The organism is Streptomyces sp. NEAU-sy36 (assembly GCF_013423905.1).
GTDB lineage: Bacteria > Actinomycetota > Actinomycetes > Streptomycetales > Streptomycetaceae > Streptomyces > Streptomyces misionensis.
Genome location: NZ_CP058977.1, coordinates 6,953,569 through 6,976,402, shown reverse-complemented (window position 1 = coordinate 6,976,402; position 22,834 = coordinate 6,953,569). Strand labels below are relative to the sequence as shown.

The window sequence follows — 22,834 nt, the reverse complement described above, 5'->3', positions numbered from 1 at the left end:
CGGCGGGCGCTGCCGCCGCCCGCCCGGTCGGCCCGGCAGGTCAGGGGCGCCAACCGCCGTCCGGGAAGCGGACGGTGAAGGCGCCGGCGGAGAAGGAGAGGCCGAAGGCGATCGCGAGCCCCTCCCCGGCCGGACGGCGGGTGTCCTCCGCGAACATCAACGGCACCGAACAGCCGAGGGTGTTGGCGTGGTCGCGCAGCACCCGGTACGACGACGCCACCTTCGCGTCGTGCGGGTCGACGCCGAACCCGGCGCACAGCGAGTCCAGGATCCGGGTGCTGCCGGTGTGCATCAGCAGCACCGACGCATCCGCCGCCGACGACAGGGCGGAGCCCGCGAGGGCGGCCTCGGCGGTGGTGGTGGCGTAGTGGCCGCCGCGCGGGGTGACGTCGGGGGAGAGGGTGTACAGCCGGCGGCCGTGGTCGGCGATGACCACGGGGATGTCGGAGCCGCCGTCGGGGACCGTGCCCAACTCGGTGTCCTCCGGCAGGTCGTTGGTCAGGTTGGCGACCGGCCCGAACACCGGGCCCCCGCCCTCGTCGCCGAAGACCATGGCCACGGAGGCGTCGGCGAACAGGAACGAGTGCAGCGCGTCGACCGTGCGCTGCCGCTCGGCGGGCGCGATCTCGGTGAAGTGCCGGTACAGGGTGCCGTCCAGCGGCGGGGACAGGGGCGTGATGGCCTCGGTGAACACCGCGAGCACCGTACGGCCCGGGTTGGCGGTCAGGTACCAGCGGGCGGTGTCCACCACCTTGGCCATGGCCGAGCAGCCCATGTACTCGATCGCTAGGTTGGCGCAGTCGCGCGGGAGTTCGGGCATCTTGGCGATCACGTCGCACACCAGCGAGGGCAGCAGGCGGCCGGGGCTGGAGGTGACGCCGAGGACGAGCCCGATGCCGGCCGGGTCGGTGCCCGCCTTGGCGAGGGCGGCCCGCGCGGACGCGACGGCGAGGTCCGCGGTGAGGAAGCCGGTCTCGGGTTCGGCGCCCTTGAAGACGACGTCGGGGTAGTTGGCGAGGACCGAGTGCCGCTTGTCGATGCCCAGGGTGGTGAGCATGGCGGCGAGCCGGTCGGACAGCAGATGACGGCTGGAGTCCAGCAGTTCGTCCGTGGTGATGGCGGACCCGGGCAGTTCGGCGGCGATCCCGAGCAGGACCGGGTCGGCCTGGGCGGCGCGGGTCACCGCGGTTCCCCTTCCGTGCCGGTCGCCGCCAGCAGGGCGCCCGAGCGGATGAGCGCGACGACCTCGGCGATGTCGCCGTCCATCCGCCGGTCGGCGTCCACGAACGGCACCCGCGTGCGCACGAGGGCGTGCACGGCCCTGGTGCGTGGGGCCATGTCACCGGTGCCGCGCAGATCGAGGGCCTGGCAGGCGGCCAGGATCTGGATCGCGGCGACCTCCTGGGTGAGTTCCACGATGCGGCGGGCGTCGCGGGCGGCTATCGGCGCCATGGACACCTTGTCCTGGTTGTGCGCCTCGGTGGAGCGGGAGAACACGGTCGCGGGCCCGGCGTGCTTGAGCGCCTCGGCGGTCAGCGCGGAGCAGGCGATCTGCATGCCCTTGAAGCCGTGGTGCAGGCCCTTCTCCCAGGCGTCGCCCTCGGTGCGCGGGACGAGGTTCTCGGTCAGGCCGTTGTTGTACTTGGCGTCGACCAGGAGCTGGAGCTGGCGGTCCAGCAGGTCGGCGACGGAGGCGACGGCGACCTTCAGCGAGTCCATGGCCTGCACGACATGGCCGGCGTAGAAGTTCCCGCCCGAGTGCACCCGGCCGCTCTCGGCGTCGAAGAGCGGATTGTCGGTGGAGGCGTTGATCTCCGTCTCCAGCCAGCCGTCCACCCACTCGATCGTGTCCCGCAGCACCCCGGCGACATGGGGGGCGCAGCGCAGCGAGTAGCGGTCCTGGATGGAGCGCTTGAGCTTGCCGTGGCCCTTTCCGTCCAGCGGGTCGTTGGAGCCGACGACCTGGTCGTGCGGGAGGGACAGGCCGGAACCGTCGAGGAGCCGGCCCAGGTGGGCGGCCGAGGCGAGCTGCCCGCGGTGCGGGCGCTGCTCGTGGATGAAGGAGTCGAAGTGCCCGCGGTTGCCCAGCAGGGCCTCGCTGGCGAGGGCGGTGGCGACATCGGCGACCCGCGCGAGCTGTGCGGCGTCCCGGGTGGCGAGGACGGCGAACGCGGCCGAGAAACTGGTGCCGTTGATCAGGCCGAGACCGTCCTTGGCCTCGGGGACGACGGGCGTGAGCCCCAGCTGTGCCAGGACGTCGGCGGCGGGCCGCACCTCGCCCCGGTAGTCGACCTCGCCCTCCCCGAAGAGGGCGTTGGCGACGTAGCAGAGGGGAACGAGGTCGCCGGAGGCGCCGACCGAGCCGCGCTCGGGCACCCGGGGCAGGACGTCGTGGCGCAGGAAGTCGAGCAGCAGGCCGATGACGTCCGGCTGGACGCCGGAGTTGCCGCGGGCCAGGCAGTTGGCGCGGATGAGGAGGGTGGCGCGGACGACCTCGGCCGGCGCCAGCGGCCCCGTGCCGTTGAGGTGGTAGGTGACCAGGTGCCGCTGGAGTTCGGCGGCCTTCTGCGGGGCTATCTGGTTGACCACGCTGTCGCCGAAGCCGGTGGTGACGCCGTAGATCGGCTGTCCGGTGGCGATGAGGTCCAGCTTGAGGTCGCGGGAGCGCTTGACCGCCTTCTGCGCGACATCGGTGTGGACGAGGCCGAGTGCACGGCCCGGGCGGGCGACGGCTGCCACGTCGTCCAGCGTGAGGGACTTTCCGTCGATGATGACGTCCTTCACAAGGGTGCCTTTCCGCTTGCGGACACGCTGATGAGTGCCAAGCTCAAGTGGGTTGCGAACGACACTACGTTCGACAGTCGGCCGGGAGCCAACAGTGACTGCTTATCGGCCCGATAAGGGCCGGCGATCGCATCCGGCGGCGCCACCCGCATAAGGTTCCCCATGCGCACCCGCGCCTTTCAGCGGCCCACGGAGGCCTTCATTCCTCTTGCCGACAGGGAGAACAGGTGACGCTCGCTCGTTTGACGATCGTGGGAATCGGAGGCTCCACTCGGCCCGGCTCCTCCACCGAACAGGCGCTCCGGGCGGCCCTGAAGGAGATCGAGCGGCTCGGCGCCCGCACCGTGTGCCTGAGCGGGCACGACCTCGACCTGCCCCACTACACCCCGGAGGACACCGGCCACCCCCGGCGGCGGCGCCTGGTGGACCTCATGGCCTCGGCCGACGGCCTGGTCATCGCCACGCCCGCCTACCACGGAGGCATGTCCGGCCTGGTGAAGAACGCCCTCGACCACGCCGAAGACCTCCGCCGGCGGCCGCAGCCGTACTTCAGCTCGCGTCCCGTCGGCTGTCTCGCCACCGCCTACGGAGCCCAGGGGGCCGCCTCGGCGCTCGCCTCCCTGCGCGCCACCGTCCACGCGCTGCGCGGCTGGCCCACCCCGCTCGGTGTCGCCGTCGACAGCTCGCGCGTCCGTTTCGGCCCGGCCGGGGCGTGCCAGGACCCGCACATCCAGAGCCATTTGGAGATCATGGCCCGGCACATCACCGAATTCGCCGAGGCCAAGGTTCCCGGATATCGACAGGAAAAGGCATCATGACGGCAAGTGAATTCGCCCCTCCGGCACAGGAAGACAAGATCGGAGGGCCGTCCACCACCGAACTCGACGGCACGTCCGTCGAATACGTGTACTCCACCGGAAACCACTACCGGATGGAATTCGGAGCGGACACCCTCACCTTCCGCTTACTGGCGGGCTCCGCCCCGCCGCACACCGTCACCCTGCCCTACCGGGCCCGGCTCGTCCGCTCCGGTCTGTATCTGGTGACCTGGACCGTCAAGCCCGGCGTCCACGTCACCCTCCTCCTCGACCTCGCCGAACGGCTGATCCACGTCAGCGCGCTGATGCCGCCCAACCAGTGGGAGTTCTTCGACATCGGGCGCCTGCTGTCCGTCGAGGGCCGGACCGGGGAAGACGCCCGGTGAGCGACCAGGGAACCGGGAGCTGGCCGTACCGGCGCTCCCGTATCGACCCCACCGCCCCCGCGCTCGGCGGCGACGGCGACCCGATCGGCTACGGCGAACTCGCCGCCCGCGTCGACCGCCTCGCCGCCGCGCTCGCCGCCACGGGCATCCGGCACGGCGACCGGGTCGCCCACCTCGGCTGGAACCGCCCGGAGGCGTTCGAGCTCTTCTTCGCGGTCTGCCGGCTCGGCGCCGTGTTCGTGCCCGTCAGCCCCCGCCTGGCCTTCCCCGAACTCCTCGACGTCCTCAAGGACTGCGCCCCGGCCGCCCTGTTCCACGACGACGACCAGCGCACCACCGCCGAGGTCGCCTCGGGCGGCATCGCGCGCGTCTGCGGCCCCGGCGGCCAGGAGGCCATGACGGAGGCCGGGGACACCCCGCCGCGCCGCGACGTCACCCTCGACGACCCCGCCGTCATCCTCTACACCAGCGGCACCACCGGCATGCCCAAGGGCGCCGTCCTCTCCCACGGCAGCCTGCTCTTCAACACCGTCAACCAACTCGCCCACGTCGACGTCCTGTCCACCGACCGGGCGCTGGTCATCGCCCCCCTCTTCCACGCCACCGGACTCGGACAGGTCGGCCTGCCCACCCTGTTCAAGGGCGGCAGCCTGCTGGTCCAGCGGTTCTCGGCCGGGAAGGCGCTGAAGACCATCGAGGAGCGGCGGATCACCGCGTTCACGGCCGTGCCGACGATGCTGCGGATGATGAGCGCCGACCCCGCCTTCGCGGACGCGGACCTGTCCGCGCTGCGCTACGTCGTCTACGGCGGCTCCCCGGCCGACCGGCAGGTGGTCGACGCCTGGCGGGCCAAGGGCGTCACCCTCCTCCAGGGCTACGGCATGACCGAGGCCGCGCCGGGCGTCACCCTCGCCACGGAGCGCACGGCGGCCGCCGAGCCCCTGTCCGCGGGCGTTCCGCACTTCTTCACCGACCTGAGCGTCCGCACCACCCGGGGCGGGGCGGGCGAGCTGTGGGTGCGCGGCCCGCACCTGTTCACCGGCTACCACGGGCAGCCCGAGGCGACCGCCGAGGCCATGGACGACGGCTGGTTCCGCTCCGGCGACGCGGTGCGCCTGGACAACGGCCGCCTCTACGTCGTCGACCGGGTCAAGGACATGTTCATCTCCGGCGGCGAGAACGTGTACCCGGCCGAGGTCGAGGCCCGTCTCGACGCCCTGGAAGGGGTCCGGGAGAGTGTCGTGGTCGGGGTGGACGACGCCGAGTGGGGGCAGGTCGGCGCCGCCTTCGTCGTCCTGGAGGACGGCGCCCGGCTGACCGGGGAGCAGATCCGGGAGCGGCTGCGCGGCGAGCTCGCCGCCTTCAAGGTGCCCCGGTCGGTGCGCTTCGTGCCCCGGCTGCCGCGCACCCCCACCGGGAAGATCCGGCGCACCGACCTCGTCGCCCGGCTGGCGCGGGAGGCGCCCCCGGAGGCCTGACCGAGGTGCCGCTCGCCGCGCGCCGGTCCCGTGCCTCGGGCGCGGGACCGGCGCACCGCGTCAGGGACGGCGTCCCGCGACCGTCCAGTGCTTGTGCACCAGGGCCTGCCGCTCCACCTCGTCGGCGAGGGCGAGCGCCAGGTCCGGCAGGTCGATCCCGGCGGGCACGCCCTGGTCGAACAGCATGAAGTCGACGCCCAGGCGGTAGCCGCCGGTACCCGGGCCCGGCCGGTACAGCCACGGCGGCGACAGGAACGACCAGCGCAGGTCGCGCCGGTGCTCGAACAGGTCCAGGGCGATCCTGCAGCCCTCCAGGAGCGGCACCCGGGTCCAGTTCCTGACCCGCTCCTCCAGCTCGGGATCGGTCGCCCCCGCGGGTATCGCGCCGCTCAGCTTGCGGCGGGCGGCCTCGTGGAAGAACGACTCCTTGGTGATCTCGCCCAGCCAGGTGAGGTGTTCGGCGGGCATCACGCCGAAGTACCAGGCGGGGAACCGGGGATCGTCGAACATCTGGAGCCCCGGCTCGACGTACAGGCTGGCCGCGCCGCCGACGTACATCAGATAGCCGGCGCCGGAGCGGACATGGGCCTGGAGGATGCGCCGGGTGCCCTCGGCCTGCCGGTAGTAGACCTCCAGATCGACCTCGTGACCGCCGGAGAAGCACGAGACGACGACGTCGTGCCCGCGCAGCCGCTCCGTGAGGGCCGGCACGTCGAACACGTCGCAGGCGGCCTCGGCGAGCTGCCCGGCGGACCCGGCGAGCCGGCCGCGGGAGACTCCGGTGACCTGGTGCCCGCGGCGCAGCAGGGCCTCGGTCAGGGCCCGGCCGGTCATACCGGTGTGCCCGATCACGGCGACCTTCACGACAGGTCCTCCACGGCGGCCGGGAGGGACACGGCGAGGGCGGGGTTGACGGGGTTCGGCGGCTCGCCGCCCAGGGCGACGACCCCGGCCATCTGGAGCACGGCGTCCTGGGCGACGGCGTGCTGGCACATGGTGTTGGCGTCCCGCAGCCAGCGGTCCAGCGGGCTGGTGCGGTAGACCGCCGAGCCGCCGACGAGGTCGTACAGGCGCTGGACGATGCCCCGGGCGGTCCGGAAGGCGAAGGTGCGCGACAGCGCGGTGCCGACGCGCGCGGCCCGCAGGTCGCCGTCGCCGGAGTCGAGCAGCTCCCACTGGACGCGCAGCGTCTCGTAGACGCCGGCGCGGGCGGCGGCCAGCTCCATCTCGCTGCGCCCGATCGCCTCGTGCACCCGCGGGTCGTCGAGCCAGGGGGTGCCGGTCTCCCGGTCGCGGCGGCCGGCGGCGAGGCCGATGACATGGTCGAGGGCGGCACGGGCCAGGCCGAGCGGGATGCCGGGCATCTTGCGCTGCACCGCGTCCGGGGTGCGCAGCAGGACACGGTCCTGGCGGGGCCGGGCGAGCGTGAAGACGTGGTCGTCGGGGACGAACAGGTCCTCGGTCTGGTAGTCGTGGCTGCCGGAACCGGCCAGCCCGGTGGTGTGCCAGGTGTCGAGGACCTGGAACTGCTCGGGTCGGGCCGCGAAGACCCGCCACTGCCGGGGCTCGCCGGTCAGCGGGTCAGGCACGGGCCGCCCCCGCTCCTGCACCATGCAGGAGGCCATGAGCACCTGGCAGTGGTTGACGCAGGAGGCGAACCGCCACCTGCCGCCGATCCGGTAGCCGCCGTCCGTCCGCTCGGCGGTGCCGGTCGGCAGCAGCGCCCCCGCGGTGATCGTGTCCAGGTCCGCGTACAGGGTGCGGGCCGTCGCGTCCGGCAGGTACCCGGCGTAGATGCCGGAGTCCATGCCGATCATCGCGCACCAGGCGGCCGAGGCGTCCCCCTGCGCGATGATCTCCAGCAGCCGCGCCTGCTGCGCGGAGGTCAGGTCCGGGCCGCCCCGGTCGGCGGGCATGGCCGCGCGCCACACCCCCGCCTGTCGCAGCAGCTCGACGACGTGGTCGGGCAGCCGGCGTCCCTCCTCGATCTCGCCGGCGGCCCGCCGCAGCCACGGCACGGTCTGCCGGGCCCGGTCGAGGACGTCGGCCGCCGAGGCGGGCGGGGCGTCCCAGGACGGCGGTGCGGCGGTGTCCGCGTGGGTCTCGGTGACGGTCATGAGCGGTTCCCCCTGAGAGTCGTGCGGTGAGTCGTGCCGGGCTCAGTGCACGGTGGCGGCGCCCTGCGGCGCCTGCCCGCCGATGACGGTGCTCTCGCCGTGGCGCTGCCACGGACGGGCGATGAGGACGAGGCACAGGAACGCGCACCCGAACCCGACGACCATGAGGGCGGCCATGGGCTTGTCGCTGCCGGTGCCCAGGGCGCCGACGACGGGCGCCGCGACGCCGCCGAAGAGGCACTGCCCGGCGCCGATGACGCCCGAGGCGGCACCGCCGGCCCGGCGGCCGATCTCCTGGCCGATGGTCATGATCGAGGGGATCGTCAGCCCCATCGCGAACATGCACAGGAACATGAAGACCAGCGAGGTGGTCAGGGTGTTGCCCGCGGTCACGGAGACGACCGCGTGGCCGGCCGAGGCCACGAGACCGACGGTGACGCCGATGGTGAGCAGCCGGTTCAGCCCGGCCTTGGCGGCGAGGTTGCCGACCATCGCGCCGCCGATCAGGATGCCGACCGCGGTGACGGCGAAGGACAGGCTGTACTGGGTCGCGGAGAGCTTGTAGACGTCCTGGAAGACGAAGCTGGAGCCGGAGATGTACGAGAACAGGGCGACGTTGGCGAAGGAGAACACCAGCACGTAGCCGAGGAAGGGGCGCTCGGCGAGCAGGCTCCGCATGGACCGGAAGGCCGTGGCGACGCCCCCGGAGTGGCGCCGCTCGGGCGGGAGGGACTCCGGCAGGGCCACGGCGACCGCGATCAGCAGGACCACGCTGAGGGCGGCCAGGACGACGAACAGGGCCCGCCAGGAGAAGACGTTGGTGATCAGGCCGCCGAGCACCGGCGCGATGATCGGGGCCACCGCGAAGATGACCGACAGGATCGAGAACCGCTTCGCCGCCTCCTGGCCCCGGTACCAGTCGCCGACCACGGCGCGGGCGAGGACCATGCCGGCCGAGCCGGAGACGCCCTCCAGGACGCGGGCCGTGTTCAGCAGTTCCGTGCTGGTGGCGACGGCACACAGCACCGAGAACACGGCGAACAGCGCGGAACCCCACAACAGCAGCCTGCGGCGGCCGGTGGAGTCGCTGACCGGGCCGATCAGCAGCTGTCCGACCAGCATGCCCAGCAGGTAGGCCGTCAGGCTCAGCTGGACGCTGGAATCGGCGGCGTGCAGGTCGTGGCCCATGTCCGGGAACGCCGGTAAGAGCATGTCGGTGGCCAGGGGAGTGATCGCGGTCAGCGACGCCAGCAGCAGGATCACGGCCCCGCCCCGGGCCGGAGGCGTGCCGTGGAGCGGACGAGCTTGCATCCGACGAGCCTTTCGTGGTGTGGGTTGTCGGTCCCGCGGGCCGCCGGTTCTCGGCCGGACCCCGAGATAGTTACACTATGGTTCAGTGGTTAACAATATGGAGGTCTCTGTGATCCCGTCCACCCCCAGCGACCAAGTCACCCTGTGGTGGCGGCAGGCCCGTCCGGATCTCGACACCCATTCCATGGATGTCTTCGGACGGCTGCGCCGCCTCCAGGTCCTGGTGGAGCTGGAGGCCTCCACGACCCTCGCCGGCGTCCAGCTCACGTCGAGCGAACTCGACGTGATGGTCACCCTGCGGCACGCCGACACACCGCTCATCGCCCGCAACATCGCCGCCCTGCGCGGCTGTTCGCGGGCCGCGATGAGCAACATCCTCGCGAAGATGGAGAAGCGCGGCCTCGTCGTGCGGGAGCCCAACCCCGCCGACCGCCGCGCCGTCCTGGTCCGCCTCACCGACGCCGGGGAACAGTTGACCGATACCGTCTTCCCCAAGCGCCTCTCCCTGGAGGCGGACCTTCTCTCCCAGCTTTCCGAAGCAGAGCAGCACCGGGTCGCCGAAGCCCTGGACCTGCTCGTGAACGCGATGCTGCGCCGCTCGCCGCTGCCTCCGGACCCGGAGGCGGTCTAGGTACACGGCGGCGCCGCCCCGAGGGGGCGCCGACGCCGACGCAACAGCACAACGGGGGAAAAACTGTGCGACGCGATCTCGACATACGTCCGTTACGTACTCTCGTCACCATCGTGGACGTCGGAGGCTTCCGCCGGGCCTCCAAGGTCCTCAGCATCTCCCAGCCCGCGGTCAGCCAGCACATCCGCCGCCTGGACGCACTGATCGGCGAGCCCGTCTTCCGGGAGACCGGCCCGAGCCTGAAACTGTCCGCCGGCGGCGAGGAACTGCTGCGCTTCGCCCGTCAGCTCGTGCGCACCAACGACGAACTCGTCACCCGGCTCTCCGCCCACCGCGCCACCGGACGCCTGGCGCTCGGCGTGTGCGAGACCCTGGTCGGCGTGATCCCGACGCTGCTCGCCGAGCTGAAGGCCCACGTCTCCCTGGTGGACACGAGCGTGCTCGCGGGGCCGGGCGACGAGCTGACCGACCAGCTCGCCGAGGGCGCCATCGACATGCTCCTCAAGGTCGGCGAGCCCCGGAAGGCGGCGGACCGGGTCATCGGCGCCATCGAGTGCGCCTGGTTCGGCGAGACGGCCCTGCTCGACGACGCCTCGCTGCCCCTCGCCGTCTTCGCCGGCCGCACCACGCCCCTGCGGCAGCTCGCCGAGGAGACCCTCACCTGCGCGTCCCGCCCCTGGCACGTGGTCTACCAGGGGGTCGGGGTGGAGGACGTCGTGGGCGTCTGCCGGTCCGGGGTCGGCGTCAGCCTGCTGTTCGCCGCGGCCGAGGACCGCTGGAACCTGCCCGTCGTCCCGCGCGGGCGCCTGCCCGAGCCCGCCCGGCACCTGCCGGTGATCCTCGCCGCGGGGGCGCGCCTGGCGCCGGGGCTGGCCGGCCAGGCACGGGAGGCCGTGGAGGAGGCGATGAGCGACTACACCTGCGCGGCCCCGGAACCGGGCCACCTGGCCAGGCGGGCGTCCTGAAGCGGTACTAGAACAGCCTCAGCTTGTCGTCCTCGATGCCGCGCAGGGCGTCGTAGTCCATGATGTGGCAGTCGATGCCGCGGTCGGTGGCGAGCACACGGGCCTGGGGCTTGATCTCCTGCGCGGCGAAGATGCCGCGGACCGGGGCGAGGTGCGGGTCGCGGTTCAACAGGTCGAGATAGCGGGTGAGTTGCTCCACGCCGTCGATCTCGCCCCGGCGCTTGATCTCGATCGCGACCGTCTGCCCGCTCGCGTCCCGGCACAGGATGTCCACCGGGCCGATCGCCGTCATGTACTCGCGGCGGATGAGCGTGTAGCCCTCGCCGAGCGTCTCGATGCGGTCGGCGAGCAGCTCCTGGAGGTGCGCTTCCACGCCGTCCTTGATCAGGCCGGGGTCCACGCCCAGCTCGTGCGAGGAGTCGTGGAGGATCTCCTCCATCGTGATGATCAGTTTCTCGCCCGCCTTGTTGACGACGGTCCACACGCCCGCGTCCTCACCCGTGCCCTCCTTCAGCGTGCAGGGCGGCGACATCCAGTTGAGGGGCTTGTAGGCCCGGTCATCGGCGTGGATGGAGACGCTGCCGTCCGCCTTGACCAGGATCAGGCGCGGCGCCGAGGGAAGGTGGGCGGTGAGCCGGCCGGCGTAGTCGACCGAGCACCGGGCAATGACGAGACGCATGGTCCGCAACGCTACTCGACACCCGTCGCCCCACGCGATTCGCCCGTCCCACCGGTTGCGGATCGCCCCGGTTGCCCCTGCTTTGTCCCTGGAAACTCTTGTTCGTCCTTGGCCGATTGTGGGCGCAACCCGACCGTTCCATATACCCATTCTGGTGGTGTCGTCACCGACCGTTGCCTACCGTAGGAACGGGAGGTCGCGGTCCATGTACTCAGCGTGTTTGACGGCCGAACTCCCTTTGTCCGTCCGGCAACCCCTGTTCATCGGGGGTGCGAGAGGAGAACCCATGTCGCTCGACGTCTCACCGGCCCTACTCGAAGCGGCCGAGCGAGGCGAGGTCGACGAAGCAGAATTCGTCGACTGCGTCCGGACCTCCCTGCCCTACGCGTGGGAGATGATCAGCTCCCTGGTGGCCCAGCTGAAGGTGGACGGCGGGCCCTTCGCCGACAACCAGACGCCGCCGCCGGACGAGCAGGCGCGCGGCCAGTTGCTGCGTGCGCTCGCCAGTGACGCCATCCGCGGTGCGCTGCAACGGCACTTCGGTGTGCGGCTGGCCTTCCAGAACTGCCACCGGGTGGCGGTGTTCCCGCTGGACCCCTCGGTGGACGAGAGACTGGCCCGCTTCACCTCGGTGCGGGCCCAGCTGCTGAACCAGTCGCCGGAACTTCGGGACTGCTGACCCGCGGTCCCGGCACGTCCGGGGCAGCGCGTCGCCTGCTTGCCGCTCCGCCCGCGGGGAGGTGCATTCGGTGCCGGGGCGGCAAGCCCCCCAGGTGGCTCGCCCGTTGTTCGCGTCCGCCGGTCAGCGCAGCCGGGGCAGCACCTCGGCGCCCAGGCGGCGCAGGGTGTCCTCCGTCGCCGCGAGATCGCCCGAGCCCTCGACCAGCAGGGCGAACCGGGAGATGCCCGTGCGCTCCGCCGTGGCCGCGAGCCGGTCGCCGGCGAGCCGCGGGGTGCCCACCGGGTGCAGCCCGCAGAGCAGTTCGGTGTAGGCGTGCGGATCGCGCATCGCGCGCCTGCGTCCGTCGACCGTCACATGCGCGTCGAGCCCCTGTTTCAGCCAACCAGGCATGGCCTTCAGCAGGGTCTCCACCGCGTCCTGCCGCCGGTCGGCCAGCTGGCAGACCCCGGCCGCGACGTGTCCGGCGTCCGCGATCTCCTCGGGTGGCCGGCCCGCCGCGCGGGCGCAGCGCCGCCACAGGGCGACCATCTCGGCCTTCTCCTCGTCCCCCGCGTGCATCCCGAGCAGCATCGGCAGCCCGCGCTCGGCGGCCAGCCGGACGGTCGCCGGGGAGGTGCACGCGACGACGACCTCGGGGCCCGGGGCGTCGGTCAGCGCCTCCGAGGGGCGCGGTACGACGGGGACCTCGCGGAAGCTGAACCGCTCGCCGCAGGCCGCCACGGCCGGCTCGCGCAGCCAGCGCAGCAGCAGATCGAGCGACTCCGGGAACCCGCGTTCGTACGCGTCGAGTCCCTTGCCGAACACCTCCAGGTCCACCCAGGGGCCGCCGCGGCCCACCCCGAGGGTGAACCGCCCGCCGCTCGTCAGGTGCAGCAGCGCGGCCTGCTCGCCCAGGGCGACCGGGTGGGCGGTGGGCAGTACGCTGACCGCCGTGCCCACCCGGACGCGGCGGGTGCGGCCGAGCAGCAGGGCGGCCAGGGTGACGGCCGACGGACAGGTGCCGTACGGCACGAAGTGGTGCTCGGCCAGCCAGACCGAGTCGAGACCGGCCTCCTCGGCGACCTCCGCCGAGCGGACCGCCCGGTGCAGCGCCTCACCCTGGCCCTGGCCCGGGAACTGGGCGCCCAGCACAAAGCTTCCTACGTACATCGCGTTTCCCGCTTCCTCGGCTCCGACCCGAGCTCCCCTACCGGCATAACCGTCTGACACGTGCGCAGGACACGGCCTGGTGGGGTAATTGACGGATTGTCTGCAGAATCCGCCGTTCCGCAGGGGTACTTGCACCGGTTGGCGCCCTTCGCGTACCCCCGCCGGCGGCGCGTAGGCTGGACGCCGACCTTACGCAGACCCTGCTGCCGTCGAGCCCCGAGAGGTGTCCCGTGTCCCCGCGCCGCAACCGACCGAAGGCCGCCGGCTCGTCCGGCCCCAGCGCCGAGGACGACCGCACCGGCCGGTACGGCGGCTTCCAGTCCACGGAGCACTGGCAGGGCGAGGAGTGGAGCGTGCGCCATGTCGCGGGCGCGAGCGCCGAGGGCAAGACCTACCGCTGCCCCGGCTGCGACCAGCTGATCCCCTCCGCCGTCCCGCACGTGGTGGCCTGGCCCGACCACGCGGGCGTCGACGACCGCCGCCACTGGCACAAGGCCTGCTGGAACGCGAAGGACCGCCGCACCACGCGGGTGCAGCGGTCCCGTAACGCGCCGAGGTTCTAGCCGGGGCTCAGACGTCCCGGCCGCGCAGCAGGGCGTACGCCCCGGCGCCGGCCACCGCGGTCAGCCCCAGCATGATCCACAGCGGGTCCCAGCCGGTGGGGCCGGAGTCGCTGATGGCGTTGTCGTAGAAGACGCTGAGCTGGCTCGGGAACGAGTACTCGAACAGGAAGTTGCGCACCGAGCGCAGCGAGTCCGTGGCCATGAACAGCGCGAGGACCAGCGGAGCGAGCACCAGGCCGATCATGATGGTGATGCCGCCCGCGGAGTGCCGGATCATCGAGCCGACCAGCAGCGCGAGCAGACCGAGCAGGGCGATGTAGAGGCTGACGCCGAGGGTGGCCTTGGCCCAGTCCCCGCCCGAGGGCGTGCGCGCGCCGCTGCCGGACAGCATGGACGTCTGGACCATGGCCACGAAGGTGGTCGCCACGATGGATACGACGAAGGCGACCAGGAAGAACACGATCGCCTTGGCGGCCAGCACCCGGCCCCGGCTCGGGCACGCCGTCATCGTCGTACGGATCATCCCGGTGCCGTACTCCGACGCGGTGGTCAGCACGCCGAGGGTGATGATGCACATGCTGCCGACGAGCAGCCCGAAGAACCCGAAGGAGAGCGGGTTGGTGCCGCCGAGCGACGACTCGTCGGTGTGGGCGCTCACCAGCGCCCCGGCCAGCAGACCGATGCCCACGACCAGGACCAGGAAGACGCCGAGCGTCCAGATCGTGGAGCGGACGGACCTGATCTTCGTCCACTCGGAGGCCACCGCGTGCCCCAGATGCGTGCGCACGACGGGGATCGGCGAGGTGTAGCCGGGGTACGAGCCGCCGGGCGCCGCCTGCCAGTCGGGCGCGGCTGCGGGGGCCTGCGGCATCGGGGGCTGGTGGGTGCTCATCGGGCGTCCTCGGGCTGGGTCGGGTCGGAGGAGGGGGCGGGGGGAGCGGCCGGGGCCGGGGGAGCGGCGGGCGGCGGCGACTGCGGCCCCGGCTGCGCGTACGGGTTCGCCGCGGCGCCCGGAGCGCCGTACGGGCCCGCGGGCATGGCGAAGGGCTGCCCGCCCTGCTGGGGCGGCGGCGGGGCGTACCAGCCGGGCTGGCCCTGGCCGGGGACCGGCAGCGGCGGCTGGACGCCGGGCGGCAGCGGCTGCTGGAGACCCGCCTTCTGGTCGGCCGTCGAACGGTAGTCCACCGCGCCCTGGGTCATCCGCATGTACGCCTCCTCCAGCGAGGCCTGGTGCGGCGACAGCTCCCACAGCCGTACGCCCGCCTCGTGCGCGAGGTCGCTGATGCGGGGCAGCGCCAGCCCGGTCACGCGCAGCGCGCCGTCCTGCTCGGGCAGCACATGGCCGCCCGCCTCGGTGAGCGCGGTGGCGAGCTTCTCGCGCAGCTGCGGCTCGGTGTCCGGGGTGCGCACCCGCGCGAAGTCGGCGGAGTTGGCCGAGATGAAGTCCGTGACACTCATGTCGGCGAGCAGCTGGCCGCGCCCGATCACGATCAGGTGGTCGGCGGTCAGCGCCATCTCGCTCATCAGGTGCGAGGAGACGAAGACCGTACGGCCCTCGGCGGCGAGCGCCTTCATCAGGTTGCGCACCCAGAGGATGCCCTCGGGGTCGAGGCCGTTGACCGGCTCGTCGAACAGCAGCACCTGGGGGTCGCCGAGCAGCGCGGCGGCGATGCCGAGGCGCTGGCCCATGCCGAGGGAGAAGCCCTTGGACCGCTTCTTCGCCACGTCCTGGAGGCCGACGACGCCGAGCACCTCGTCCACCCGGCGGGCCGGGATGCCGGACAGCTGGGCGAGGCTCAGCAGGTGGTTGCGGGCGGAGCGGCCGCCGTGCACGGCCTTGGCGTCGAGCAGCGCGCCGACCTGCCGGGGTGCGTTGGGCAGCCTGCGGTACGGGTGGCCGCCGATGGTCACCGAGCCGGACGTGGGGTTGTCCAGCCCGAGGATCATCCGCATGGTGGTGGACTTGCCCGAGCCGTTCGGCCCGAGGAAGCCGGTCACGGAACCAGGCCGCACCTGGAAGGAAAGGTTGTACACAGCGGTCTTGTCGCCGTACCGCTTCGTCAGGCCTACAGCCTCGATCATGCTCGCACCCATCGGACGGTTCAGGACAGCGGGGACCCGCCCCCGTAAGGGTTAGGAGGATATCGGGACGCTGACGGTTCCGCCCAAAGGAAAGTAAAGCCCGAGCGATACGGTGGGTGAACGGGCGGGCTACTGCGCGTCCCGGTGCCTGAGCAGGGCGTACCCGCCCGCGAGCGCGGCGATCACCCACAGTGCCATGATCCCGAGGCCGCCCCAGGGGCCGTACGGCGCCTCGTCGGCGTGCGGCACCACCTGCATGATGCGGCTGCCGGCCTGGTCGGGCAGGAACCGGCCGACCTTCTTCGTGGCGTCCACGCCGGCGAGGATGTTGGAGACCAGGAAGAAGAACGGCATCAGGATGCCGAGCGACAGCAGCGGCGAGCGCAGCATCGCGGCGACGCCCATACAGAACACCGCGATCAGGGTCATGTACAGCCCGCCGCCCACCACCGCGCGCAGCACCCCGGGATCGCCGAGCCGGGCCCGGTAGGGGCCGAGCATCGCCTGCCCGAGGAAGAAGGCGGCGAAGCTCGTGGCCATGCCGACGACCAGGGCGAGCACGCCGGCCACCGCGACCTTGCCGAAGAGGAAGGCGCCGCGGCGCGGCACGGCGGCCAGCGAGACCCGGATCATGCCGGTGCTGTACTCACTGCTGACGACCAGCACCCCGAACACGATCATGGCGAGCTGGCCGAGCGTCATGCCCGCGAAGCTGACGAAGGTCGGGTCGAACAGCAGCCGCTCACGGATCGGCATCGAGTCGAACTCGTTGCGGGTCAGCGCGGAGATGAGCATCCCGACCGCGATCGTGACCACCGCGGCGATCAATAGGGTCCAGGCTGTGGAGGAAACCGACCGGATCTTGGTCCACTCGGAGCGCAGCACCTGGGCGGCCCGGGTGGACCGGGGGACGCCGGCGGTCTCCCGGGAGCCGACGGCCGTCATCGCGTGCCCCCCTGCCACCCGGCGCCCCAGCCCTCCGGTTCGGGCGCGGCCTCCTCCCGTGCGTGGTACTCCACCGACCCCGCCGTCAGCCGCATGAACGCCTCCTCCAGCGAGGCCTGCCGGGGGCTCAGTTCGTGCAGCACGATGCCCTGGCCCGCCGCCAGCTCGCCGATCCGCTCGGCCTTGTCGCCTTCCGCCTCCAGCGCCCCGTCCGACGCCTGCGCCACGGTGATCCCCGCCTCGTGCAGCACGTCCAGCAGCCGCTCGCGCTGGGGCGAGCGGACCCGGACGCAGGAGCGCGCGTGCTCCCGGATGAAGTCGGCCATGGACATGTCCGCGAGCAGCCGGCCCTGACCGATCACGATCAGATGATCGGCGGTCAGCGCCATCTCGCTCATCAGATGACTGGAGACGAACACCGTCCGCCCCTGGGCGGCCAGCGACTTCATCAGATTCCGGATCCAGTGGATGCCCTCCGGGTCGAGCCCGTTCACCGGCTCGTCGAACATCAGGATGCGCGGGTCCCCGAGCAGCGCCGCCGCGATCCCCAGCCGCTGCCCCATGCCGTACGAGAACCCCTTGGCCTTCTGCCGGGCCACCGCCATCAGCCCCACCGTCTCCAGCACCTCGCCCACCCGGCGCCCGGGGATGCCGTTGCTCTGCGCGAGGCACAGCAGATGGTGGTAGGCGCTGCGCCCGCCGTGCACGGCCTTGGCATCCAGCAGCGCGCCGATGTACGTCAGCGGGTCCGTCAGCTCGGCGTAGCGCACCCCGTCGATGCGCACGTCCCCGGCGGTGGGGTGGTCGAGACCCAGGATCATCCGCATCGTCGTGGACTTCCCGGCCCCGTTCGGCCCGAGGAACCCGGTGACGATGCCGGGCCGCACGGTGCACGTCAGACCGTCGACGGCGACCTTCTCGCCGTACCGCTTGGTCAGCCCGTCCAGCTCGATCATGCGGCCACGCTAAGACGCGACGAAGCCCCCTGCCACTTGGGAGCAGGGGGCTTCGAAGCGCACCAAAGGGTCGCGGGGAACCGCTCGTACCTACCGGGACTGCTGGGCCGGCACCCCACGGGAAACAGGCTCGTCCTCACCCGTCGAACCCGCGGCGGCGACCGCCGCGCCGGTCAGCGTCGCCAGCATCTCGCGGACGTTGGTCAGCTGGGCGTTGATGCTGTCGCGGCGGTTGGTGAGGGCCGCCAGCTCACGCTCGGACTCGGAACGGATGCGGTCCGCCTTGGCGTTGGCGTCGGCCACGATGTCCTCGGCCTGGCGCTGGGCGGTCTCCACCGTCTGGCGGGCGCGGCGCTCGGCGTCGGTGCGCAGCTTCTCCGCCTCCAGGCGCAGCTGCTCGGCGCGGTGCTCGATCTCCGCGAGCCGCTTCTCCGCCTTCTGCTGGCGGGAGGCCAGGTCGCGCTCGGACTGCTCGCGGCGCTTGGCGAGGTTCGTCTCGAAGTCGGCGGCGGCCTGCGCGGCCTTGGCGCGGGTCTCCTCGAAGAGGGCGTCCGCCTCCTCACGCTTGGACTGGGCGTCCTTCTGCGCGTCGGCGCGCAGCTGGGAGGCCTCGCCCTTGGCCTTCTCGACGATCCGGACGCCCTCGTCCTCGGCCTTGGCCTTGCGCTCGGCGGCGTAGGACTCGGCGTCGTTGCGGACCTGCTGGGCGGCCGACTCGGCCAGCTCGCGGTGCTGTTCCGCCGCGCGCCGGGCCTCCTCACGCAGCTCCTTGGCCTCTTCCTCGGCCAGGCGCAGGATCTTCTCGACCCGGGCGCCGAGACCCGCGTACGACGGCTCGGCGTCGCTGACCTGGGCCTGGGCGTTCTGCGTCTCGAGGTGCAGCTCCTCGATCCGCTTCTCCAGGGCGGTGATACGGGCGTTGGCCTGGTCACGTTGGGAGACGAGGTTGGAGATACGTTCGTCCACCTGAGCGCGGTCGTACCCACGCCGCACAAGCTCGAAGCCGTAGGGGGAAGTGTCGCTCATGGGGTTCCTGTCAAATGAGACCGGTGAGGTGATAGGGGGAATCCTAGGCGCCTAAGCGGTGTGTCATCGAGCGGATACGTGTTTGATCTGGAGAATGACACCTCTTTTGAGTGGCTGACCGCCGGAGGGCTTGCCAACGAGCAGGGCAAAGCCCCCAGTCGACACCCGAACACCCCTCAGATGCTAGCCCTCTGACGACTTGCCACCCGAACGGGGGGCTCCGACCGTCGCACCCGCCTTGACCGATCCGTCCTTGCCGGAACCCGGCGCCTCGAAGGACTCCAGCGCGTCCAGCACGTCCTGGACGCGGGAGATCTCGGCGTTGATGTCCTGCCGCCTGCGCACCAGGACCTCCAGCTCGCGCTTGCCCTCCTCGACCGAGGCCCGGGCCTCCCGGATCGCCTCCGCCTTCAGCTCCTCGGCCTCCTTGACCAGCCGCGCCTTCTTCTGCTCGGCCTCCTTCAGCAGGCCCTCCGCCTTCTTGACGGCCGCGATCCGCACCTTGCCCGCCTCGGAGTCGGCGTCCGAGAGGATCTCCTTCGCCTTCGCCTGGGCCTTCTCCAGCTGCTCCTCGGCGGCCTTGATGAGCGCGTCGCAGCGGTCGCCCGTGGACTTCATCGTCTCGGCGGCCTCGCGGCGGGCCCGCGCGTGCAGCTCCTCGATCTCGGCGGTGACCCGCTCGCGCAGCTCCTCCGCCCGCTCCCGGATCGCCGTGGCGTCCCGGCGGGCGCCCACCAGCAGCTCGTCCGCGTCCGTACGGGCCTTCTCCACCAGCGAGTTGCCCTCGATGGTCGCCTCGGAGACGATCCGCTCGGCCTCGCTGCGGGCCGCGCCCACCATGGTGTCGGCCTGCGCCTCCGCGTCCGCGGTGGTCTTCTGCGCCTGCTGCTGTGCCTCGGTGAGCAGCTTGTCGGCCTCGGCGGTGGTCTCGCCGATGAGCTTGTCGACCTGCTCGGCCGCCTCCGAACGCCGCTTGTTCGCGTCCTTGCGGGCCTCGTCCAGGGTCTGCTCGGCCTCCTCGCGGGCCGAGTTGAGGAGCCGTTCGGCCTCCGCCCGCGCCTCGGTCCTGGTCCGCTCGGCCTCGGTGCGCACCTGCTCGGCGTGCGCCTGCGCGGAACCCACCGTCTCGGCGGCCTCGGCACGCAGCCGCTCCGCCTCCGTGGTGGCCTCCCCGACCAGCTGGTCCGCGCCGGCCCGCGCCTCCGCGCGCACCCGCTCGGCCTCGGCCGCGGTCTCCGTCCGCAGCCGCTCCGCCTCGGTGAGCGCCTCGGTGCGCACCCGCTCGGCCTCCGCCGCCGTCTCCGTCTGGAGAAGCTCGGCCTCCTTGCGCGCCTCCGTGATGAGCGTGTCCGCCTGGGTCGCCGCGTCCGACCGGATGCGGTTGGCGTCCTCGCGGGCGTCCGCCCGGGTCCGCGCCGCCGCCTGGTCGGCCTCGGCCAGCGCGTCGGACGCCTCGGTACGCACCCGCTGCGCGTACTCGCCCGCGTCCGAGCGCAGCCGCTCCGCCTCCGCCGCGGCCTCCGCGAGGGTGCGCTCGGCCAGCGCCGCGGCGGCCTCGGACTCCTCCTGCGCCTCCCGCCGGATGCGGCCCGCGTCCTCGCCCGCGTCCGCCCGCAGCCGCTCGGCCTCCGCCGTCGCGTCCGCGCGCAGCCGTTCCGCCTCCGCCGTCGCGTCCGTGAGGGTGCGCTCGGCCAGCGCCTTGGCGGCCTCCGTCTCCTCGTGCGCCTCCCGGCGCAGCCGGCCGGCGTCCTCGGACGCCCGCTCCCGCTCGGCGTGGGCGCCGGCGCGGAGCCGCTCGGCCTCCTCCTCGGCCTCCCGCTTCGTGCGCTCCGCCGCGTGCTCGGCGGCCGAGCGCAGCCCCGCGATCTCCTCCTGCGCCTGCTCGTGCAGCCCGGCGACGGAGTCCCGCACCTGCTGCGCGTGCTGCTCGGCGGCGGACACCATCTCGCCGGCCCGCCGGTCGGCCTCCTCGACCAGCCGCACCGCCTCGGCCTGCGCGTCCTCCACCCGCTTGCGCGCCGAGGCCAGCAGCTCCTCGCTCTGCTCGCGGGCCCGCCGGCGCTCCTCGTCGGCCTCCTCGCGGGCCGCGCCGAGCAGCTCCTCGGCCTCGCGGCGGCGCCGGGCGGCCTCCTCCTGCGCGGCCGCCAGCGTCTCGGACGCCTCGGCGGCCAGCCGCTCGGCGGCGGCCTGCGCCTCCGCGCGCACCCGGTCGGCGCTCTCCTGCGCCTCCGTCCTCAGCCGCTCGGCCTCGGCCGCCGCCTCCGAACGCAGCCGTACCGCGACGGCCTCGCCCTCGGCACGGGAGGCGGACGCGTCCGCCGCCGCCTCGTCGCGCAGCCGTTCGGCCTCGTTCTCGGCCTGCTCCTGGAGCGCCCGGATCCGCTCGGCGGCCTCGGCACGCAGCCGCTCGGCCTCCTCGGCGGCCTCCTTGCGGATCCGCGCGGCCTCCTCGCGGGCCTCCGTGAGCGCCTGCTCGGCCGACGCCAGCCGCTCCTGGGCCTCGCCCTGGAGCCGGGTCAGCTCCTCGGCCGTCTCCGCGCGCCGGGCCTCGACCGCCTTGTCGGTCTCCTCGCGCAGCTCGCGCGCGGCCTTCTCGGCGTCCGCCCGGACCGTCTCGGCCGCCTCGCCCGCCTCCGTGCGCAGCCGCTCGGCCTCGGCGCGGGCCCGCTCCAGGGTCTCCTCGGCCTGCCGGCGCAGCGACGTGGCGCGCTCGATGGCCTCGGTGCGCACCTTCTCGCTGTCGGCGGTCGCCTTCTGCCGCAGCTCGTCGGCGTCCGCCTTGGCCTTGGCCAGCAGCTCCTCGGCGGACTTGGCCGCCTCCTCGATCCGCGTCACCGCCTCGCGGCGGGCCTCGGCCCGGATCGACTCGCCCTCGGCCACCGCGTCGGACCGCAGCTGCTCGGCCTCGCCGCGCAGCCGGCGCGCCTCCTCTTGGAGCTCGACCGTCTTGGCCCGGTACTCCTCGGTGTCGTCCTTCGCCGCGCCCTTGAGCTGCTCGGCGATGTCGTGCGCCTCCGCGCGCAGCCGGTCCGCCTCTTCCTCGGCCTCCTTGCGGATCCGCTCCGCCTTCTCGGTGGCGGCCCGAGTGGTCTTCCGGGCCTCCTCCGACGCCTTGTTGAGGACCTCCTCGGCGGTCCTGGCCGCCTTGGACAGCTGGGTGGCGGTCTCCTCCGCGGTGACCGTGCGGGCCTTCTCGACGGCCTCGGCGACGATCTTCTCCGCCTCGGCGCGGGCGTCCGCGACCAGCTGCTCGGCCTCCGAGCGGGTGGCCTCCGCCTCCTTGGTGGCCTCCTGGACCAGCCGGGCGACCTGCTCCTTGGCGGTGCGGGTGCGCGTCTCGTTGGCGCTCTCGGCGCTCGCCAGGGTCCTGGCGGCGGTCTCCTCGGCCTGCGTGACCAGCTTCTCGGCCTCGGCCTGCGCCTTGCGCAGCGCCTCCTCCGCGTCCGCCATCCGCTGCTCGGCGGCCCGGCTCAGCTCGGCGGCCTGCCGGCGGGCGGCGTCCGACTCGGTGGCCGTGGTGGTGCGCAACCGCTCGGCGTGGTCGGTGGCCTCCTGCGCCTGCGTGGAGGCCGCGTTCAGCAGCCGCTCCGCGTCCGCGCGGGCCCGGCGCAGGATCTGCTCGGCCTCCGCGCGGGCCTCCTCGGCCTCGCCGCGCAGCCGGTCCCGGGCCTCCCGGGTCAGCCGCTCAGCCTCGGCGCGGGCGGCGGCCATCGCCTGCTCGGCCTCCGCGCGCGACTCGTCCAGCAGCCGGCGGGCCTGCTGCTCGGTACGGGCCCGCAGCTGCTCCGCCCACGCCACGTTCTCGTTGACGTGCGACTCGACGGTGGCCCTGCGCTCGGCCAGCTCCTGGTCGAGCTGCTGGCGCCGGGTCACCGCCTCCTGGTGCAGCTCCGCCTGGAGCCGCGCCGCCTGTTCGGCGTGCTCCTGGAGGATCCGCTGCGTCTGCGCCCGGGCCTGGCTCAGCTCCCGCTCGGCGTCCTGACGCAGCTGCTCGGCCTGCATCTGGGCGTTGCGGAGCAACTGCTCGGCCTGGTAGCCGATGTCGCCGCCGTCATAGGCGGGACGGGTCATCAGGGTGCGGCGCGCCTCGTGCAGCTTGGCGCGCAGCACCTCGACCTGGTAGCCGAGGTCCTCGGCGTGCTGGATCGCCTTCTCCCGCTCGGTCCTCAGCCGCTTCATCTCGGCCTCGAACCGAGAGAGGTGGTCGACGTCAGCCGCCGGCTCTCGCTCCTGGCTCTCGTAGCCCCGCACTGCGCGGTCCC

General features: G+C 72.8%; 20 protein-coding genes. 7 read left to right on the top strand and 13 right to left on the bottom strand.

What is annotated here, in order from left to right; all coding sequences use genetic code 11:
• Positions 1-40 precede the first annotated feature (40 nt).
• The gene (locus HZZ00_RS30360) at positions 41-1,183 is read right to left on the bottom strand and encodes a 3-oxoacyl-ACP synthase (RefSeq protein WP_180329401.1); all 1,143 of its coding nucleotides are present in this window, start codon (positions 1,181-1,183) and stop codon (positions 41-43) included.
• A complete protein-coding gene (hutH, locus tag HZZ00_RS30355; RefSeq protein WP_180329400.1) occupies positions 1,180-2,784 on the bottom strand; it encodes a histidine ammonia-lyase in 1,605 nt (534 codons plus the stop codon). Before hutH ends, HZZ00_RS30360 begins: the two co-directional genes overlap by 4 nt.
• 251 nt (positions 2,785-3,035) lie before the next feature.
• On the opposite strand from hutH, the gene HZZ00_RS30350 reads away from it, so the two are divergent.
• From HZZ00_RS30350 to HZZ00_RS30340, 3 genes are read left to right on the top strand one after another with little or no spacing between them, the layout of a single operon-like run.
• Positions 3,036-3,602, top strand: coding sequence for an NADPH-dependent FMN reductase (locus HZZ00_RS30350; RefSeq protein WP_257586022.1), 567 nt, complete (start codon positions 3,036-3,038; stop codon positions 3,600-3,602).
• The gene (locus tag HZZ00_RS30345; RefSeq protein WP_180329398.1) at positions 3,599-3,988 is read left to right on the top strand and encodes a MoaF N-terminal domain-containing protein; all 390 of its coding nucleotides are present in this window, start codon (positions 3,599-3,601) and stop codon (positions 3,986-3,988) included. Before HZZ00_RS30350 ends, HZZ00_RS30345 begins: the two co-directional genes overlap by 4 nt.
• Complete coding sequence (locus HZZ00_RS30340; RefSeq protein WP_180329397.1) at positions 3,985-5,466, top strand: AMP-binding protein; 1,482 nt, start codon at positions 3,985-3,987, stop codon at positions 5,464-5,466. Before HZZ00_RS30345 ends, HZZ00_RS30340 begins: the two co-directional genes overlap by 4 nt.
• Positions 5,467-5,526: 60 nt before the next feature.
• Here HZZ00_RS30340 and HZZ00_RS30335 read toward each other — a convergent pair whose 3' ends face one another.
• From HZZ00_RS30335 to HZZ00_RS30325, 3 genes are read right to left on the bottom strand one after another with little or no spacing between them, the layout of a single operon-like run.
• Complete coding sequence (locus HZZ00_RS30335; RefSeq protein WP_180329396.1) at positions 5,527-6,330, bottom strand: NAD(P)-dependent oxidoreductase; 804 nt, start codon at positions 6,328-6,330, stop codon at positions 5,527-5,529.
• Positions 6,327-7,583: an acyl-CoA dehydrogenase family protein gene (locus HZZ00_RS30330; RefSeq protein WP_180329395.1), complete on the bottom strand. Its 1,257-nt coding sequence runs from the start codon at positions 7,581-7,583 to the stop codon at positions 6,327-6,329. Before HZZ00_RS30330 ends, HZZ00_RS30335 begins: the two co-directional genes overlap by 4 nt.
• A gap of 42 nt (positions 7,584-7,625) precedes the next feature.
• Complete coding sequence (locus HZZ00_RS30325; protein ID WP_180329394.1) at positions 7,626-8,894, bottom strand: multidrug effflux MFS transporter; 1,269 nt, start codon at positions 8,892-8,894, stop codon at positions 7,626-7,628.
• A gap of 109 nt (positions 8,895-9,003) precedes the next feature.
• Between HZZ00_RS30325 and HZZ00_RS30320 the strand changes: the two genes are divergently transcribed.
• The gene (locus tag HZZ00_RS30320; protein WP_180329393.1) at positions 9,004-9,525 is read left to right on the top strand and encodes a MarR family winged helix-turn-helix transcriptional regulator; all 522 of its coding nucleotides are present in this window, start codon (positions 9,004-9,006) and stop codon (positions 9,523-9,525) included.
• A 113-nt stretch (positions 9,526-9,638) separates the two neighbouring features.
• The gene (locus HZZ00_RS30315; RefSeq protein WP_180329392.1) at positions 9,639-10,490 is read left to right on the top strand and encodes a LysR family transcriptional regulator; all 852 of its coding nucleotides are present in this window, start codon (positions 9,639-9,641) and stop codon (positions 10,488-10,490) included.
• Positions 10,491-10,497: 7 nt separating this feature from the next.
• Here HZZ00_RS30315 and nucS read toward each other — a convergent pair whose 3' ends face one another.
• Positions 10,498-11,169: an endonuclease NucS gene (gene nucS, locus HZZ00_RS30310; protein ID WP_180329391.1), complete on the bottom strand. Its 672-nt coding sequence runs from the start codon at positions 11,167-11,169 to the stop codon at positions 10,498-10,500.
• Between the two features lie 286 nt (positions 11,170-11,455).
• Between nucS and HZZ00_RS30305 the strand changes: the two genes are divergently transcribed.
• Positions 11,456-11,848: an SCO5389 family protein gene (locus HZZ00_RS30305; RefSeq protein WP_070027781.1), complete on the top strand. Its 393-nt coding sequence runs from the start codon at positions 11,456-11,458 to the stop codon at positions 11,846-11,848.
• Between the two features lie 123 nt (positions 11,849-11,971).
• Here HZZ00_RS30305 and HZZ00_RS30300 read toward each other — a convergent pair whose 3' ends face one another.
• Positions 11,972-13,000: an LLM class flavin-dependent oxidoreductase gene (locus HZZ00_RS30300; RefSeq protein ID WP_180329390.1), complete on the bottom strand. Its 1,029-nt coding sequence runs from the start codon at positions 12,998-13,000 to the stop codon at positions 11,972-11,974.
• A gap of 230 nt (positions 13,001-13,230) precedes the next feature.
• On the opposite strand from HZZ00_RS30300, the gene HZZ00_RS30295 reads away from it, so the two are divergent.
• On the top strand, positions 13,231-13,563 hold the full coding sequence (locus HZZ00_RS30295) for an ATP/GTP-binding protein (RefSeq protein WP_070027779.1): 333 nt from the start codon (positions 13,231-13,233) through the stop codon (positions 13,561-13,563).
• A 7-nt stretch (positions 13,564-13,570) separates the two neighbouring features.
• Here HZZ00_RS30295 and HZZ00_RS30290 read toward each other — a convergent pair whose 3' ends face one another.
• The 6 genes from HZZ00_RS30290 to scy all read right to left on the bottom strand — a co-directional run bounded on the left by HZZ00_RS30290 (position 13,571) and on the right by scy (position 22,823).
• Positions 13,571-14,455, bottom strand: a complete 885-nt coding sequence (locus HZZ00_RS30290) for an ABC transporter permease (RefSeq protein ID WP_180329389.1) — start codon at positions 14,453-14,455, stop codon at positions 13,571-13,573.
• Positions 14,452-15,645 carry an ABC transporter ATP-binding protein gene (locus HZZ00_RS30285; protein WP_180329388.1) on the bottom strand — a complete coding sequence of 398 codons (1,194 nt, stop codon included), beginning with the start codon at positions 15,643-15,645 and terminating at the stop codon, positions 14,452-14,454. The genes HZZ00_RS30290 and HZZ00_RS30285 overlap by 4 nt, the downstream gene beginning before the upstream one ends.
• 129 nt (positions 15,646-15,774) lie before the next feature.
• The gene (locus tag HZZ00_RS30280; protein WP_180329387.1) at positions 15,775-16,590 is read right to left on the bottom strand and encodes an ABC transporter permease; all 816 of its coding nucleotides are present in this window, start codon (positions 16,588-16,590) and stop codon (positions 15,775-15,777) included.
• Complete coding sequence (locus HZZ00_RS30275) at positions 16,587-17,546, bottom strand: ATP-binding cassette domain-containing protein (RefSeq protein ID WP_180329386.1); 960 nt, start codon at positions 17,544-17,546, stop codon at positions 16,587-16,589. The genes HZZ00_RS30280 and HZZ00_RS30275 overlap by 4 nt, the downstream gene beginning before the upstream one ends.
• A 90-nt stretch (positions 17,547-17,636) precedes the next feature.
• Positions 17,637-18,572, bottom strand: a complete 936-nt coding sequence (locus HZZ00_RS30270; RefSeq protein ID WP_070027737.1) for a cellulose-binding protein — start codon at positions 18,570-18,572, stop codon at positions 17,637-17,639.
• Between the two features lie 183 nt (positions 18,573-18,755).
• Positions 18,756-22,823 (bottom strand): polarized growth protein Scy, encoded by a 4,068-nt coding sequence (scy, locus tag HZZ00_RS30265; RefSeq protein WP_180329385.1) that lies wholly within the window; start codon positions 22,821-22,823, stop codon positions 18,756-18,758.
• Between the last annotated feature and the right edge of the window lie 11 nt (positions 22,824-22,834).

Coding starts and splice junctions, on each gene's coding strand:
- HZZ00_RS30305 (WP_070027781.1), top strand. CDS start 11,456: ATGTCGCTCGACGTCTCACCGGCCCTACTCGAAGCGGCCGAGCGAGGC.
- HZZ00_RS30330 (WP_180329395.1), bottom strand. CDS start 7,583: ATGACCGTCACCGAGACCCACGCGGACACCGCCGCACCGCCGTCCTGG.
- HZZ00_RS30345 (WP_180329398.1), top strand. CDS start 3,599: ATGACGGCAAGTGAATTCGCCCCTCCGGCACAGGAAGACAAGATCGGA.
- HZZ00_RS30290 (WP_180329389.1), bottom strand. CDS start 14,455: ATGAGCACCCACCAGCCCCCGATGCCGCAGGCCCCCGCAGCCGCGCCC.
- HZZ00_RS30285 (WP_180329388.1), bottom strand. CDS start 15,645: ATGATCGAGGCTGTAGGCCTGACGAAGCGGTACGGCGACAAGACCGCT.
- HZZ00_RS30280 (WP_180329387.1), bottom strand. CDS start 16,590: ATGACGGCCGTCGGCTCCCGGGAGACCGCCGGCGTCCCCCGGTCCACC.
- HZZ00_RS30300 (WP_180329390.1), bottom strand. CDS start 13,000: ATGTACGTAGGAAGCTTTGTGCTGGGCGCCCAGTTCCCGGGCCAGGGC.
- HZZ00_RS30270 (WP_070027737.1), bottom strand. CDS start 18,572: ATGAGCGACACTTCCCCCTACGGCTTCGAGCTTGTGCGGCGTGGGTAC.
- HZZ00_RS30275 (WP_180329386.1), bottom strand. CDS start 17,546: ATGATCGAGCTGGACGGGCTGACCAAGCGGTACGGCGAGAAGGTCGCC.
- nucS (WP_180329391.1), bottom strand. CDS start 11,169: ATGCGTCTCGTCATTGCCCGGTGCTCGGTCGACTACGCCGGCCGGCTC.
- HZZ00_RS30325 (WP_180329394.1), bottom strand. CDS start 8,894: ATGCAAGCTCGTCCGCTCCACGGCACGCCTCCGGCCCGGGGCGGGGCC.